This window comes from Saccharopolyspora ipomoeae (genome assembly GCF_029952525.1).
In the GTDB taxonomy this organism is placed as follows: Bacteria; Actinomycetota; Actinomycetes; order Mycobacteriales; family Pseudonocardiaceae; genus Saccharopolyspora; species Saccharopolyspora ipomoeae.
Window position 1 is genome coordinate 197,723 of the sequence record NZ_JASAOF010000001.1, and the last position, 14,269, is coordinate 211,991.

Here is a 14,269-nt window from a genome sequence, read left to right on the forward strand (position 1 = left end):
CCGTTGTAGATTGGGTCCACCGTCGCGCCGCCGGACGCAGAGTTCAACGCACGCTCGTTTATGCAGCGATAAGCGCGGAGTATCGCCGTGCACCGACCGTCACCGAATTCGTGACATCTTCGCTGGACAGGGGCATTCCTCGCGCTTTTTCCGGCCGGCCCCGGCGAAATCCGCGGACGCTGCGAGACCGGTCGCGACCAGCGTTTTCACCCGTCTGCGTCAATCCTTGATCATTTCTCCGGCGCGCCGCTGGTTGGTCCTCCCGCGCCGTTCGTCCGGGGTTGCCGCGCACTCGTCCCGTTCGCCTTGCCCGGCGTTTCCGAAGGCGCCTAACTTCGAATCCGACGGCGAATCGGGGAATTGCTGTCGAAACCCGATTCCCGCCGCCGGAAAACGAACTCCGGCGGACCGCGAAACCCGAGGAGATGCGATGACCTGGGAAACCCCCGCCTACACCGTGGTCGACGTCTGCGCTGAGGTCACCGGTTACTTCTACCGGTCCGAGGACTGATCGACCTCTCCCACCACGTGGCTAGATCCGGTGCCGCAAGGCCCGACCTGCCGGTGGTCGAGAACCCCGGTTTTCGCGCGACGAGAACCGGGGTTCTCGCCCCGGGCGGTTCGGGAGGGCCTTGCGGCACCGTCATCCCCGGAGTCCGGTGAAAGGGAGAGCGTCGATGCCCCGGGCCACGCATCGAGTCCGAGTGTGCGGGATCCACGAGCTGCCGCCCGGCACCGTGCGACGCCTGCGCACCATGCCCCCGGTCGCGGTGTTCAACGTCGCAGGCCGCCTCTACGCCATCGACGACGTCTGCTCGCACGCCTACGCGATCCTCAGCGAAGGCCACTTCGACGGCACGTCGCTGGAATGCCCGATGCACATGTCCCGCTTCGACGTCCGCAACGGCGAACCGCTCTGCCCGCCGGCGACCGAGCCCCTGCGCACCCACCAGGTGGAGGTCACCGGCGACGAGATCGTCGTCCACGTCGACATCAGCAACGCCTGAGGGACGGTTCTAGCCGGAATCGCCCGGGATTCGCACCCCTGAATCCCGGGCGATTCCGGTTGGAACCGTCCCATGCCGCGCACCGCGCCCCGCAGCACCACCGACCCCGACACCCCGGACGCCCCGACACCCCGGACGCCGCGGAGGGCGCCGGGGTGTTGTCGCGCGGGGCTCAGCGCGTCGAGGTCGTGACCCTGCGGTAGACCGGCTCCGGCGGCGTGGGTCGAGGTGCGTTGGCCTTGTCCACCGCGTCCTGGATGAGGTGGTGGTCCGGCGAGTAGGTGCAGACCGGGTCCGTCCGGGAGGCGTCGCCGGTCAGCGCGAACGCCTGGCAGCGGCAGCCGCCGAAGTCGATCTCCTTGCGGGAGCACGACCGGCACGGGTCCGGCATCCAGTCGGTGCCCCGGAACGCCTCGAACGCCGGGGACTTCGCCCAGATCCAGTCCAGCGGGTGCTCCATCGCCGACGGGAACTCCAGCGTGTCGATGTCCGCGGCCACCGGGCACGGGTACACCCCGCCGTCGGGCGCGACGGTGAGCGCCGTGGCGGCCCACCCGCCCATGCAGGGCTTCGGGAACGGCTCGTAGTAGTCCGGCAGGATCCACAGCAGTTCCATCGTCCCGGCCAGCTCGGCCTTGCGACGCCGGTAGACCTGCTCGGCCGCGGCCAGCTGCTCGCGGCTCGGCAGCAGCACGTCCCGGTTGAGCAGGCCCCAGCCGTAGTACTGGGTGTTGGCCAGCTCCAGCCGCTCGGCGCCCCACTCGCGGCAGACGTCGATGATCGAGTCCAGCCGGTCGAGGTTGAGCCGGTGCAGCACGACGTTCATGTTCAGCGGCAGCCCGGCGGCGGCGATGATCCGCGCCGCCTCCTGCTTCTTGTCGAACCGCTTGGTGGCGGCCACCAGCTCGCTGGCCTCGGCGTTCTCGCCCTGGACGCTGAGCTGCACGCTGTTGAGCCCGGCCTCGACCAGCGACTTCGCCCGCTGCTCGGTGAAACCGAGGCCGCTGGTGATCAGGTTCGTGTAGAGCTCGCAGCCGCGCGCCTCGGTGATGAGCTCGGCGAGGTCGGGGCGCAGCAGCGGCTCGCCGCCGGAGAAGTGCACCTGCACGACGCCGAGGTCCGCGGCTTCGCGGATCACCCGCAGCCAGTCCTCGGTGCCCATCTCTCTCTCGCGCGCCTGCAGCTCCAGCGGGTTGGAGCAGTACAGGCAGTGCAGCGGGCACCGGTGGGTGAGCTCGGCGAGGAGCCCGTAGGGCGCGGAGGTCATGCGACCACCACCCATCCCTGGTCGCGGGCGTCGCGCAGGAACGCCAGCACGTCGTCGGTGAGCCCGGTGGCGCCGAACTGCTCCTCCAGCACCTCGACGATCTCGCGCACCGTCCGGTCGCCGTCGCAGAGCCGCAGGATCGCCGAACCCGACGCGTTGAGCTCGACCACCCGTTCCGGGAGCAGCAGCAGGTCGGCGTCGCGGACCTTGTCGTGCTTGAGCATCGCCTTGGTCACCAGGCGAGGTCTGCTCTCAGGTTCCATCACTGGTCCTTGCCGTAGGCGAGCTGCACCGAGTCGAGCAGGGTCCACAGCACGTCGCACTTGAACTCCAGCGAGCGCAGGCACGCCTCCTGCTTCTCGCGGGTGTCGGCGTGCGTGAGCACCAGGCCGAGCAGGTGCTCGATGTCGGCGGGCTGCTGCGTCAGCCGGGTCCGGAAGTACTCCAGCCCGCGCGAGTCCAGCCACGGGTAGTGCTTCTCCACGTCGACGATGCGGCGGCTGAGCAGGTCCGGCGCGAAGAGCTCCGTCATCGCCGAGGCAACGGCCTCCAGCCACGGCTTGTGCCTGCAGAAGTCGACGTAGGCGTCGACGGCGAAGCGCACCCCGGGCAGCACGGTGCGGACGTCGTGCAGCTCCTCGCGGGACAGCCCGACCGCGGCGCCCAGCCGCACCCAGCGCTCGATGCCGCCCTCGGTGTCGGCGGTGCCGTCGTGGTCGGTGATGCGCTTGATCCACCGCCGCCGCTCGGCCCCGTTCGGGAGCTTGGTGAGGATGAATGCGTCCTTGATCGGCAGGTTGATCTGGTAGTAGAACCGGTTGCGCACCCAGCCGCGGAACTCCTCCTCGGTGAGGTCACCGGCGTGCATCCGCTGGTTGAACGGGTGCAGGTGGTGGTAGCGCGCCTCGCCCACCGCCCGCAGCTCGGCCTCGAACTCCTCCGACGACCAGGGCCTCATAGTTCGACCTCCAGACCGGCACGTCCCACCTCGATGCCCTGCGCCGCGAGTTCGGCTCGTTCGGCGGAGCTCTCGTCGAGGATGGGGTTGGTGTTGTTGACGTGGACGTAGATCTTGCGGCGGGCGGGCAGCGCGGCCAGCTGCCGCGCCGATCCGTCCGGACCGCTGATGGGCATGTGGCCCATGGACCTCCCGGGGCGGTCCCCGGTGCCCTGCCGGGCCATCTCGTCGTCGGTCCAGAACGTCCCGTCGACGAACACGCAATCGGCGTCGGCGACCTGCTCGGCGAAGTGCTCGTCCCACCGCGGCACGCCCGGCGCGTACACGGCGGTGCCGCCGCTGACCGGGTCGTGCAGCACGTACCCGGTCTCCCACTCGCCGGGCCCGGCGTGGTGCCCGACGTAGCGCGGCGGTTTGCTCCCGGTCGCGAACGCCGTCACCTGGAGGCGTTCGTCCAGGTCGACGGGCTTGCCGACGTGCACCGTCCGCCACCGGAAGTCGGCGTAGTCGGCGACCAGGTCGCGCACCGGGAAGTGGTCGGTGAGCGCCGCCAGCACCGGTGCCGTGCCGTGCACTTCGAGGGCCGAGCCCTCGCGGAGCACCAGCAGTCCGATCGTGTGGTCGAACTCGGCGTCGGTGAGCAGCACCCCGGCCACCGGCGTGTCCCGCGCCCCGGGTCCGGGGTGCAGGCGCGGATCGGCGGCGATCTGGTGGTGCACGTCGGGAGTGGCGTTGAGCAGGTACCAGCGGTCACCCGTGCCGGACACCGCCAGACCCGCGTGCGCCGAAGCGCGCTCCGGTGCTGTGCGGGCCTTGCGGCATCCGGCGCAGGCGCAGTTCCACTGCGGGTACCCGCCACCTGCCGCGACTCCCAGGCAGTGGATGAGCACGATCGACCGTCAGCCCTGGTGGTAGTAGCCGGTGACTTCGGCGCAGACGTCGATCACGGTGTAGGTAGGGGTCTCCCAGGTCATGAATGCCTCCTCGCAGTTCGGTGTTCAGGCAGTTCACAGCCTCAGCGATCGGTCATCGCGGTGACAACCGATCGCCGACCGGCGGCGTGGAACTGCCAACGAGCGGCACCGCCGGGACTACGAGCGGTGCGGTTCGAGCGTGCGCGTGATCGCCCGCTCCGGCAGCGCGTGCGGCTCGTCAAACACCCAAGAGGCGACGGATTTCCGGCGCGTGACGCCGGGAGACGGGCACGGTTTCGGGCACCCGCGGGTCGGTGACGAGGAACAGCTCGCCCTTGGTGCCGCGCTCGACCTCGGCGACCCGGCGGAGGTTGACCAGGAAGCGGCGGTGAACGCGGCGGAACCCGTGGCGGGTCAGCGCCTGGTCGACGTGGTCCAGCCCCCGGGTGGCGGCCAGTATCCGGCCGCGGTCGGTGCTGAGCCACACGGTGTTGCGGTCGGCCTCGGCGTAGCGGATCTCCGACGGGGCCAGCAGCACGAGTCGGTCGTTGCGTATCCCGATGACCCGGGGCGGCATGGGCACGGCGGCGCCCTCACCGGCCCGACCGTACGGTTCGCCCTCCTGCAACCCGAACGCGCAGAGCATCCCGACGACGCGGTTGGCCTCGGTGATGGGCCGCATCGTGGCGGGCATGGTGCCCTCGGAGGCCACGCCCAGCTGGGCGTACCCGCTCCACTGTGGATTCTGCGCGGCGCGGCCGGCGGCCCAGCGGACCACGTCGTCGAGCTCGGGGATGTCCGGGCGGGAGCGCTCGCCGGGCTCCAGCGCCCCGCGCGAGGCCGGGGCGTCGCCCGGCAGGCGCAGCATGGCCAGGGCGGCGGCGTTGGCGGCGATGATCTTGCCGCCCCGGTCGAGGGCGACCAGCGGGCCGCTCGAATCGGTGCGCTCCTGCTTGAAGGCGGCGACGGCGCGCTTGGCCTCGCCGACGGCTCTGCGGTGGATCTCCTGCTCGATCCCGGCCGCGGCGTTCTGCAGCCACGTCGGGACCTGCCCGGAGAGCGTCGCGCCCCAGCGCGAGATGTTGATCGAGGCGATGGCCGTCCCGGTCACCACGTCGCGGATGGCGATGCCCGCGCAGTCCCACTGGTGCAGCCCTTCGCACCAGTGCTCGGCGCCGGTGACCGTGACCGGGCCCGGGACCTCGAAGGACGTGCCCATCCCGTTGGTGCCGGTGGCCTTCTCGGACCACGACGACCAGGGCGCCATGTTCGACACCTCGGCTCGTCGCCGGGCCGACGGGTCGCCCCAGGTGCCCAGGATGCGCCCGGTCCCGTCGGTGACGGCCACGACGCCGCCGTCGAGCTCGACGTCGCGCCCCGCCAGGGCACCCAGCCCGCCGAGCTGGGTGAAGATGACGTCGTTGTCCGGCCCGTGGTCGTGATGCCCGGGTGCGGGTGGCGCCGCGTTCAGGCTCGGATCCACTTCGTACTGATCTCGGCACCGGTACCAGGACGCGAGGATCTCGGGACGCACCGACGCGGTGACGTCGTCTCCGGTGGCGAAGGCCTCCCAGGCCTTGGCGACGGCGGAGGTGGTGGTCAGCGCATCTCCGCCACGGCTGCTCGATGCGATTTCCAACGGCGGGACCAAGCCGGCCATCACGACCTCCTCGTCGTCATTCGGACATGCGCCATCGCCCCACTGGGCGTGACCCCAATCACGCTAAGGGGTTGTCACGTGTGGAAGCAACAACGGCCATCCACTTGGGGCAGTGACCGCACGTGCAATTGATCTCGTTGCTCCCCAGGGAAAACCGTCCGTTCGGGTAGTTGTGGAAGACGAATCGAGGGATCCGGCATCCGCTTCGGCCGACCACGCCGCGCGACTTCGCCGACCGCGCTCACCAGCGGGCGCCAACTGCGCTCGTGCGCGGGACTAGCATGCCCGCATGCTGCTGCGGCAACTGGAATACCTGACCACCCTCGCGCGCGAGAAGCACTTCGCCCGCGCCGCGGAGGCCTGCTTCATCTCGCAGCCCGCGATGTCGGCGGCCATCCGCAAGCTGGAGGCCGAGCTGCACGTCCAGATCATCCAGCGCGGCAACCGCTTCATCGGGTTCACCCCCGAAGGCGAGCGGATCCTGAAGTGGGCCTACCGCATCCTGGCCGAGCGCGACGCGCTGATCGAGGACGTCGGGGCGATGCGGGAGGGGCTCAGCGGCCGGTTGCGGATGGGCTGCATCCCCACGGCGCTGTGCGTGGTGCCGATCCTGACCTCGCTGCTGTGCCAGGACCAGCCGCGGGTGCGGGTGCAGGTGAGCTCGATGACCTCCATCGAGATCCAGCGGGGGCTGTCGCAGTACGGGCTCGACGTCGGCGTCACCTACATCGACAACGAGCCGCTGACCGGGGTCCGCACGGTCCCGCTCTACCACGAGCGCTACCTGCTGCTGGCTTCCGAGGACGAGCTCGACGACCGCGAGAGCGCGACTTGGGCGGAGGCCGCCGAGCTCCCGCTGTGCCTGCTCTCGGAGGACATGCAGAACCGCCGCATCCTCAACTCGGTCTTCGAGCAGGCCCAGGCCCGCCCGCAACCCGCGGTCGAGACCAACTCGATCAGCGCCCTCTACGCGCACGTCCGCGAGGGCCCGTGGGCCACGGTCCTCCCCCACTCCTGGCTGCTGCGCTTCGGCGTCCCCGAGGGCATGCGAGCAGTCCCCCTGAAGGATCCCGAGATCAGCAAGACCATCGGCCTGGTCCTCCACGACAGGGACCCCGAACCCATCCTCGCCAAGGCCTTCGTCGACACAGCCCGCACAGTCGACCTCGACGAACTCCTCGAAGCCACCGCCCCGGCCTGACCCGGTGTTGAAAACCCCGGTTTTCACGCGACGAAAACCGGGGTTTTCGACACGCGAATGCAGCGGTTTTCGACACCGGGTCAGGGACCGACGATCTCGAACGCGAGAGTCGTTCGGGAGACGGCAATGCCACGACCACCGCTGCTCGGCTGGATCGCCGTGCCCAGCACGACGCACGACTGCTGCTCCCCGGGGCCCGAACCCAGGCCGAACGTCGGATTACGGCGGTAATCCGGCACCTGATTACGGCGGTAATCCGGCACCTGATTGCGGCCGTAATCCGGGTCAGGGGACAGGATCTGATCCCTATCCGGTTTTCGCGGCGCGATCGATCGCGTCGAGGGTCTCGTTCCAGGGCAGGTCCTGCTCACTGCGCGGCTCGTGGAGCCTGGCAACAGATCGAGGTCGTCCTCGCCGGTCAGGAGTTCTTCCAGGCGTTGATCTGCGACTGGTTGAGCGTGCCGTCGGCGATGAGGACGTGCAGGTCTCGGGTCAGCGAGGCGCCGGGATCGAGCAGGACCGGGTCGGTCGCTGCGAGCTGCAGGCCGATTCCGGGATAGTCGTCGAGCCGGGCGAACCACGGGTCCGCTGCGTTGGCGAACACGAGGGTGAAGTCCCGATCGGTCCAGGTCAGCCACGGCGCGGATGAGCCGTGGACGGCGTCTTCGCCCGTGGCCGCGTCGGTGAACACCTCGGGCTCGACCGCTGCCGGAAGCCTCCAGAAGAAGCCGCCGTAGCCGGCGCCTGCGCGGCCGTTGGTGGCCGGGCTGCCCAGGGACAAGGTTCGCGCGGTGGCGTTGGTGAGGGTGGTCCCGACGTGCAGTTGCCAGCCCGGGCCCGTCCGACTCGCCCGGGTATTGCGGGTTTCGCGCAGGAGCGGTTCGTGCGGGGTCCGCCAGGTGAGGGATTCGTCGAAGCCCGCGTCCGACCTGGTCAGGGCCGTGGTTTCGATGCGGCCGTGGTCCTCCCGCGCGACGTAGCCCTGGTCCCGGACGTAGGTGTTGCCGCCCCAGAAGTTCCAGCCGTCGACGTCCTGCAGGGCGAACGAGAACCCGAGGTGCCACGGGTGGTCGTCCGGGCAGGTGTCGGTGACGACGCGGCCGCCGAGGGTGCGGATCGGGTGCAGGTGCGGGCGCGGGGACAGGTGCGCGGGCAGCTCGGCGCCGGAGCGGCGCTCGGCGACCGCAACCCCGCCGACGCGGATCACTTCAACCACGGAACATCCATTTCGGACAACAACTGCATCGAATCAGCAGCGCGGACAACGTCTTCCGACACACCCGGAACGACGTGGCGGTCGCCGTCGCGCTCCGACGGGATCTCCACCGGGTCGGGAGCCAGCCTCACCGCTTCCAGCACCCGCATGAACGGGCGCGTCGTCGCGGGCGGGACCAGCAGCGGAACCCCCGAGCGGGTGTGCGCGATGAGGTTCTCCAGCAGATCGGTGGCGCCGTGCTCGGTCGTCTCCACCCGCTCCGGCGTCTCCAACCGGACCCGGTCGGAGCGGTAGTCCACCACGATCCGGCCCCGCGAACCCCGCAGCACCACGTACGGGTCCACCTCGCGGTCCGCGCACAACGTCACCGCCACCACGATCGGCACGCCCCGGGCCGTCACCAGCCGCAGGCACGAGGTGTCGTCGGCCTCGATCGGATTCGCCCGGTACAGCTCCACGGACAGCTCGCGCAGCTCCTCGTCGTCCGAAACCCCTTCCAGCGCAAGAGCGTTCGCGATGGCGTGCGCGAACGGGTTGGTCAGGGCACCGTCGACCACCGGGACGCCGTCGAGCGAGCGGCGACCCGCCCAGCGAGCGCGGGCGTAGTAGTCGGCGCCGCGCCGCCACGCGCCCGCCGCACCGATCCCCCGCAACTCCCCGATCGCGCCCCGCTCCAGCAGCGCCCGCGCGTGCCGCAGCGCGTGCGAACCCAGGCTCTGGAACCCGATCTGGCACGCCCGTCCGGTGCTCGCCAGCGACGCCGCCAGCTCGTCGAACTCCGCCAGCGTGGGCGTCGGGGGCTTCTCCAGCAGCACGTGCGAGCCGGCGCGCGCGGCCAGCAGCGCCAGCTCGGAGTGGGTGTGGATCGGCGTGCACACGATCGTCACGTCCGGGCGCGTCTTCTCCAGCAGCACGGCCAGATCCGGCTCCACCGGCACGCCCGGGTCGACCTCCGGCGGCCGAGGATCGCAGATCCCGACCAGCCGCACGTCCGGCATCCGCTCGACGTTCCGCAGGTGCCAGCGGCCGTGCCCGTGCACGCCCACCAGCACGACGGTGGTCGGATCGCTCATCGCCCCTCGCAACTCCTCGGCTGCACCGCATCGTAACCATCCGGAAAGCGCATTCCAACCTGTCGCGGAGAGGTTGACACGCGGCGCCGGGACGCTGTTCGATGGAAAGCGCTTACCCGCCCGGCGGGTCGATCGGGACAACGAAGTGCCGAGGGAGACACTAGTGACCACACCCACGACCGAGAGCACGAGCGACGCCAAGAGCAAGTCGCGCAAAGCAGCCGCCAGCGGCTGGATCGGCAGCGCGCTGGAGTACTACGACTGGTTCGTCTACGCCCAGGCCGCAGCGCTGGTCTTCCCGAGCATCTTCTTCCCGGGAGGCAACCCCACGGTCGCGCTGGTCTCCTCGCTGGGGACCTACGCCGTCGGCTACGTCGCGCGCCCCATCGGCGCGATCCTGTTCGGGCACTACGGCGACCGGCACGGCCGCAAGAAGGTGCTCGTGCTGGCGATGCTGCTGATGGGCTTCTCGACCTTCGCCGTCGCGCTGCTGCCCACCTACCACCAGGCCGGGCTGCTGGCCCCGGTCCTGCTGGTGCTGCTGCGGTTCGTGCAGGGCTTCGCCGTCGCCGGGGAGCTCAGCGGCGCCAGCGCGATGATCACCGAGCACGCGCCGTTCGGCAGGCGCGGCTACTACACCAGCTTCAGCCTGCACGGCACGCAGGCCGGGCAGATCATCGCCGCGGCCGTGTTCCTGCCGCTGTCGGCGGTCCTGTCGGAGCAGGCGTTCGACTCCTGGGGCTGGCGGGTCCCGTTCCTGCTCAGCGCCGTGGTGGTCTTCGCCGGCTACGTGATCCGCCGCCGGGTCGAGGAGCCCGAGGTCTTCACCCGGGGCGAGGACAAGCCGCAGCAGGCTCCGTTCCTGCAGGTCATGCGGGAGAGCGGCACCGACGTGCTGCGGGCGATCTGCATGACCCTGGTCAACGTGATCGGCGTGGTGGTGTCGGTGTTCGGCGCCGCCTACGCGACGCAGTCCGGCTACGGCATCGAGATGAGCAAGTCGGTCTACCTCTGGATCCCGGTGGTGGCCAACCTGGTCGCGCTGCCGTTCATCCCGTGGTTCGCGAGCCTGTCGGACCGCTTCGGCCGCCGACCGCTGATGATCGTCGGCGCGCTGGGCTCGGGCCTGCTGTCCTTCGCCTACCTGTGGTCGGTGAGCCGGGGCGACGTGGTGCTCACGATCGTGCTGGCGATCCTGACGTGGGGGATCTTCTACCAGATCTGCAACGCCACCTTCGCCGCCTACTACCAGGAGCTGTTCCCGGCCCGCACCCGCGTGACCGGCTTCGCCATCGCGCAGAACGTCGGTCTGACGATCGTCGCGTTCCTGCCGAGCCTGTTCACCCTCGCCGCTCCCCCGGGTTCGGCGAACGTCCCGCTGGTCGTCGGCGGGCTGTGCCTGGGCGTCAACGTGATCGCGGCGATCGCGGCCTTCACCGCCCGGGAGACGCACCGGGTGCCGCTGGAGCAGCTCGGCGAGAAGCACGCGGTGCCGATGCCGCGCGAGGAGTTCGACCGGTTGCGCTCCGCCGTGCGCTGATCTCCGAGCGCTATCCTGGGGAATACGCATTCCCCACCAGGCAAGGAGCGTCGTGGCGGCACGAGCAGCGACCCTCACCGACGTCGCCAAGGAGGCGGGCGTCTCGCTCGCCACGGCGTCGCGGGCCCTCAACGGCAGCGACCGGGTGGTCCGCGCTGAACTGCACGACCGCGTGCTGGCGGCGGCCACCCGGCTCGGCTACTCGCCCAACGCTCAGGCGCAGTCGATGGCCCGCGGCTCCACCGACCTGGTGGGGCTGCTGGTCAACGACATCGCCGACCCCTACTTCTCGACCATCGCCGCCGGCCTGGCCAACGCGGCCGAGGAGCAGGGGCTGCTGGTGATGCTGTGCAGCACCGCCGGGCGCCCGGAGCGCGAGCTGGAGCTGCTGGGGGCGCTGCGGCGGCAGCGCGGGCGCGCGATCGTCATCGCCGGAAGCCGCACCTCCGACCGCTCCCACCTGCGCGAGCTGTCCGCGCAGATCGATCCGTTCGTCTCGTCCGGCGGCCGCGTGGTGGCCATCAGCGAGCCGAAGCTGCAGGTCGACACGCTGGTGGTGGACAACCGCGGGGGCGCGCGGGAGCTGGCCTCCGAGATCGCGGCCCTGGGCTACCGGAAACCGGCGATCCTGGCCGGCCCGGAGCAGCTGCTGGTCTCGCAGGACCGCAAGGCCGGGTTCGCCGAGGGCTGGCCGTCGGCCGAGCCGGTCGTGGTGGCCGACGAGTTCAGCCGCGACGGCGGTTTCCGCGCGATGCACCGGCTGCTGGACTCCGGCGCCGAGGTGGACTGCGTGTTCGCGATCAACGACCTGATGGCGCTGGGCGCGATGGCGGCCTGCCGCGAGCGCGACGTCGACGTGCCCGGAGACCTGGCGGTGGCCGGGTTCGACGACATCTCCACGCTCCGCGACGTCACCCCGGAGCTGACCACGGTCCGGTTGCCGCTGACCGAGATGGGCCACATGGCGCTGGACCTGGTGCTGGGCGACCGGACGGTGAAGCCGCGTCGCCGCAAGGTCCGGGGCGAGGTCGTCCTGCGCGAGAGCACTCCGGCTCGCTGAACTCCCCTTGCATCGGGCGTGGGGTTCGGCCTACCGTCTTGGTAAGCGCTTTCCAAACGAGGAGGTTCGGCATGGCCGAGCGACGCCTGGGCGTCATCATGAACGGCGTCACCGGACGCATGGGATACCGGCAGCACCTGGTCCGGTCGGTTCTGGCCATCCGGGAGCAGGGTGGTGTCGAGCTCTCCGACGGCACGAAGGTGGTGCCGGACCCGGTCCTGGTGGGGCGGAACGAGGAGAAGCTCCGCGAGATCGCCAAGAACCACGGGATCGACCGCTGGAGCACCGATCTCGACGAGGTGCTGGGCGGACCGGACGAGCTGTACTTCGACTCGCAGCTGACCTCGGTGCGCGAACCCGCCATCACCCGCGCGCTGGCCGCGGGCAAGCACGTCTACACCGAGAAGCCGGTGGCCGACGACGTCGAGGGCGCCCTGCGGCTGGCCCGGCTGGCGCGCGAGGCGGGCGTGAAAACCGGTGTGGTGCACGACAAGCTGTACCTCCCGGGCCTGCTCAAGCTGCGCAGGCTGGTGGAATCCGGGTTCTTCGGACGGATCCTGTCGGTGCGCGGCGAGTTCGGCTACTGGGTCTTCGAGGGCGACGACCAGCCCGCGCAGCGACCGAGCTGGAACTACCGCGCCGAGGACGGCGGCGGCATCGTCTCGGACATGTTCCCGCACTGGAACTACGTGCTGGAGAACCTCTTCGGCCGGGTCGAGGCGGTGACGGCCAAGGTCGTCACGCACGTCCCGGAGCGCTGGGACGAGCGCGGGCGCTCCTACGCGGCCACCGCCGACGACGCGGCGTACGGCATCTTCGAGCTCTCCGGCGGCGTGATCGCGCAGATCAACTCGTCCTGGACCACGCGGGTGCACCGCGACGAGCTGGTGGAGTTCCACGTCGACGGCACGCACGGCAGCGCGGTGGCCGGGCTCCACCGCTGCGTCGCGCAGCACCGGGCGCACACGCCCAAGCCGGTGTGGAACCCGGACCTGGTGGAGACCACGCCGTTCCGGCAGCAGTGGTCGGCGGTGCCCGACAACCAGGAGTTCGACAACGGTTTCAAGGCGCAGTGGGAGCAGTTCCTGCGCCACCTCTGCGACGACGGCGACCACCCGTACGACTTCCTCGCGGGCGCGCGCGGCGTGCGGCTGGCCGAGGCGGGGCTGGAGTCCTCCCGCGAGGGACGCCGGGTCGAGCTGGGCGAGGTGACGTCGTGAGCCTGCTCCTCCCCCGGGCCGACGGGCGGGTGGTCGCCCACACCACCGGTGCTCCGCGCGAGTGGCCGCGACCGGCCGGGCCGCTGCGGTCCCGGGCCGCGTTCGCCGCAGCTCACGTGGTGCCGCGCGTGCTGGGCGAGAACGTGCCGGGCGCCCCGGCCGACATCGACTGGGACGCGACGCTGGCCTACCGGCACCGGATCTGGTCCTACGGGCTCGGCGTCGCCGAGGCGATGGACACAGCGCAGCGCGGGATGGGCGTGGGCTGGCCGGAGGCCGCCGAGCTGGTGCGCCGCTCGGCGTCCGAGGCCCGCTCGGTCGGCGGGACCATCGCGGCCGGCGCGGGCACCGACCACCTCACCGGGACGCCGTCGTTGGCGCAGGTCCTCGACGGTTACCGGGAGCAGGTCGCGGTCGTGGCCGGTGCGGGCGCGCGGGTCATCCTGATGGCCTCGCGCGCGCTGGCGGCGGTGGCCCGCTCGGCCGACGACTACGCGTCGGTCTACGGCGCCCTGCTGGACGAGGCCGACGAACCGGTGATCCTGCACTGGCTGGGCCCGATGTTCGACCCGGCGCTGAGCGGCTACTGGGGCAGCGACGACGTCGCGACGGCGACGAAGACGTTCCTGGAGATCATCCGCGCCCGTCCGGAGAAGGTCGACGGCGTGAAGGTCTCGCTGCTCGACGCCGAGCACGAGACCGCGCTGCGCCGGGAGCTCCCCGCAGGCGTGCGGCTCTACACCGGCGACGACTTCAACTACCCGGATCTCATCGTCGGCGAGGGCGGGGAGCACTCGGACGCGCTGCTGGGGATCTTCGCCGCGATCTACCCGGCGGCATCGGCGGCGATCCAGGCACTGGACGCCGACGACCCGGCGACGGCTCGGTCCATCCTGGACAGCACGAAGCCGTTGGGGCGTCACATCTTCGAGCAACCGACGTTCCACTACAAGACCGGGATCGCGTTCCTGTCCTGGCTCAACGGGCACCAGCCGGGGTTCTCGATGGCGGGCGGGCTGCACGCGGGCCGGTCGGTGCCGCACCTCGCGGAGGTGTTCCGGCTGGCCGACGAGGCGGGCCTGCTGGTCGACCCGACCGCGGCCGAGGAGCGGATGCGCGGGTTCCTGGCGGTGAACGGGGTGGGACGGTGACC

At 70.8% G+C, this 14,269-nt stretch carries 15 protein-coding genes; 6 read left to right on the forward strand and 9 right to left on the reverse strand.

Annotated elements, in window-relative coordinates; all coding sequences use genetic code 11:
• The first annotated feature begins 677 nt into the window (after positions 1 to 677).
• The gene (locus tag QFW96_RS00995) at positions 678 to 1,007 is read left to right on the forward strand and encodes a bifunctional 3-phenylpropionate/cinnamic acid dioxygenase ferredoxin subunit (protein WP_281453544.1); all 330 of its coding nucleotides are present in this window, start codon (positions 678 to 680) and stop codon (positions 1,005 to 1,007) included.
• A gap of 172 nt (positions 1,008 to 1,179) precedes the next feature.
• On the opposite strand, the gene pqqE is transcribed toward QFW96_RS00995, so the two are convergent.
• From pqqE to QFW96_RS01020, 6 genes are all read right to left on the reverse strand, one after another.
• Positions 1,180 to 2,274 carry a pyrroloquinoline quinone biosynthesis protein PqqE gene (pqqE, locus tag QFW96_RS01000; RefSeq protein ID WP_281453545.1) on the reverse strand — a complete coding sequence of 365 codons (1,095 nt, stop codon included), beginning with the start codon at positions 2,272 to 2,274 and terminating at the stop codon, positions 1,180 to 1,182.
• Positions 2,271 to 2,537, reverse strand: a complete 267-nt coding sequence (gene pqqD / locus QFW96_RS01005) for a pyrroloquinoline quinone biosynthesis peptide chaperone PqqD (protein WP_281453546.1) — start codon at positions 2,535 to 2,537, stop codon at positions 2,271 to 2,273. The genes pqqE and pqqD overlap by 4 nt, the downstream gene beginning before the upstream one ends.
• Positions 2,537 to 3,232 carry a pyrroloquinoline-quinone synthase PqqC gene (gene pqqC / locus QFW96_RS01010; RefSeq protein WP_281453547.1) on the reverse strand — a complete coding sequence of 232 codons (696 nt, stop codon included), beginning with the start codon at positions 3,230 to 3,232 and terminating at the stop codon, positions 2,537 to 2,539. The genes pqqD and pqqC overlap by 1 nt, the downstream gene beginning before the upstream one ends.
• Positions 3,229 to 4,122, reverse strand: a complete 894-nt coding sequence (gene pqqB / locus QFW96_RS01015) for a pyrroloquinoline quinone biosynthesis protein PqqB (RefSeq protein ID WP_281453548.1) — start codon at positions 4,120 to 4,122, stop codon at positions 3,229 to 3,231. Before pqqB ends, pqqC begins: the two co-directional genes overlap by 4 nt.
• Before the next feature lie 9 nt (positions 4,123 to 4,131).
• Entirely contained in the window at positions 4,132 to 4,206 is a 75-nt protein-coding gene (pqqA, locus tag QFW96_RS30190; protein WP_406693256.1) for a pyrroloquinoline quinone precursor peptide PqqA, read from the reverse strand.
• A gap of 178 nt (positions 4,207 to 4,384) precedes the next feature.
• Positions 4,385 to 5,806, reverse strand: coding sequence for a DNA-binding protein (locus QFW96_RS01020; RefSeq protein ID WP_281453549.1), 1,422 nt, complete (start codon positions 5,804 to 5,806; stop codon positions 4,385 to 4,387).
• Positions 5,807 to 6,095: 289 nt separating this feature from the next.
• Here QFW96_RS01020 and QFW96_RS01025 point away from each other — a divergent pair, with 289 nt between their 5' ends.
• The gene (locus QFW96_RS01025; protein ID WP_281453550.1) at positions 6,096 to 7,007 is read left to right on the forward strand and encodes a LysR family transcriptional regulator; all 912 of its coding nucleotides are present in this window, start codon (positions 6,096 to 6,098) and stop codon (positions 7,005 to 7,007) included.
• Between the two features lie 80 nt (positions 7,008 to 7,087).
• On the opposite strand, the gene QFW96_RS01030 is transcribed toward QFW96_RS01025, so the two are convergent.
• Genes QFW96_RS01030 through QFW96_RS01040 form a run of 3 tightly spaced genes read right to left on the reverse strand, consistent with a single transcriptional unit; the run spans position 7,088 to position 9,296 of the window.
• Positions 7,088 to 7,378, reverse strand: coding sequence for a hypothetical protein (locus QFW96_RS01030; RefSeq protein WP_281453551.1), 291 nt, complete (start codon positions 7,376 to 7,378; stop codon positions 7,088 to 7,090).
• 47 nt (positions 7,379 to 7,425) lie between these two features.
• Positions 7,426 to 8,223 (reverse strand): DUF6807 domain-containing protein, encoded by a 798-nt coding sequence (locus tag QFW96_RS01035; RefSeq protein WP_281453552.1) that lies wholly within the window; start codon positions 8,221 to 8,223, stop codon positions 7,426 to 7,428.
• Positions 8,211 to 9,296 carry a Gfo/Idh/MocA family protein gene (locus QFW96_RS01040; protein ID WP_281453553.1) on the reverse strand — a complete coding sequence of 362 codons (1,086 nt, stop codon included), beginning with the start codon at positions 9,294 to 9,296 and terminating at the stop codon, positions 8,211 to 8,213. The genes QFW96_RS01035 and QFW96_RS01040 overlap by 13 nt, the downstream gene beginning before the upstream one ends.
• Before the next feature lie 163 nt (positions 9,297 to 9,459).
• Between QFW96_RS01040 and QFW96_RS01045 the strand changes: the two genes are divergently transcribed.
• The 4 genes from QFW96_RS01045 to QFW96_RS01060 all read left to right on the forward strand — a co-directional run bounded on the left by QFW96_RS01045 (position 9,460) and on the right by QFW96_RS01060 (position 14,267).
• On the forward strand, positions 9,460 to 10,836 hold the full coding sequence (locus QFW96_RS01045; protein ID WP_281453554.1) for an MFS transporter: 1,377 nt from the start codon (positions 9,460 to 9,462) through the stop codon (positions 10,834 to 10,836).
• A 52-nt stretch (positions 10,837 to 10,888) separates the two neighbouring features.
• Complete coding sequence (locus QFW96_RS01050; RefSeq protein WP_281453555.1) at positions 10,889 to 11,896, forward strand: LacI family DNA-binding transcriptional regulator; 1,008 nt, start codon at positions 10,889 to 10,891, stop codon at positions 11,894 to 11,896.
• 71 nt (positions 11,897 to 11,967) lie between these two features.
• Positions 11,968 to 13,116: a Gfo/Idh/MocA family protein gene (locus QFW96_RS01055; protein WP_281453556.1), complete on the forward strand. Its 1,149-nt coding sequence runs from the start codon at positions 11,968 to 11,970 to the stop codon at positions 13,114 to 13,116.
• Complete coding sequence (locus QFW96_RS01060; RefSeq protein WP_281453557.1) at positions 13,113 to 14,267, forward strand: dihydrodipicolinate synthase family protein; 1,155 nt, start codon at positions 13,113 to 13,115, stop codon at positions 14,265 to 14,267. The genes QFW96_RS01055 and QFW96_RS01060 overlap by 4 nt, the downstream gene beginning before the upstream one ends.
• Positions 14,268 to 14,269 lie beyond the last annotated feature (2 nt).

What these genes read in the sequence shown, in the direction of transcription:
- QFW96_RS00995 (WP_281453544.1), top strand. Translation starts at nt 678, where the DNA reads ATGCCCCGGGCCACGCATCGAGTCCGAGTGTGCGGGATCCACGAGCTG.
- pqqE (WP_281453545.1), bottom strand. Translation starts at nt 2,274, where the DNA reads ATGACCTCCGCGCCCTACGGGCTCCTCGCCGAGCTCACCCACCGGTGC.
- pqqD (WP_281453546.1), bottom strand. Translation starts at nt 2,537, where the DNA reads ATGGAACCTGAGAGCAGACCTCGCCTGGTGACCAAGGCGATGCTCAAG.
- pqqC (WP_281453547.1), bottom strand. Translation starts at nt 3,232, where the DNA reads ATGAGGCCCTGGTCGTCGGAGGAGTTCGAGGCCGAGCTGCGGGCGGTG.
- QFW96_RS01020 (WP_281453549.1), bottom strand. Translation starts at nt 5,806, where the DNA reads ATGGCCGGCTTGGTCCCGCCGTTGGAAATCGCATCGAGCAGCCGTGGC.
- QFW96_RS01025 (WP_281453550.1), top strand. Translation starts at nt 6,096, where the DNA reads ATGCTGCTGCGGCAACTGGAATACCTGACCACCCTCGCGCGCGAGAAG.
- QFW96_RS01040 (WP_281453553.1), bottom strand. Translation starts at nt 9,296, where the DNA reads ATGAGCGATCCGACCACCGTCGTGCTGGTGGGCGTGCACGGGCACGGC.
- QFW96_RS01055 (WP_281453556.1), top strand. Translation starts at nt 11,968, where the DNA reads ATGGCCGAGCGACGCCTGGGCGTCATCATGAACGGCGTCACCGGACGC.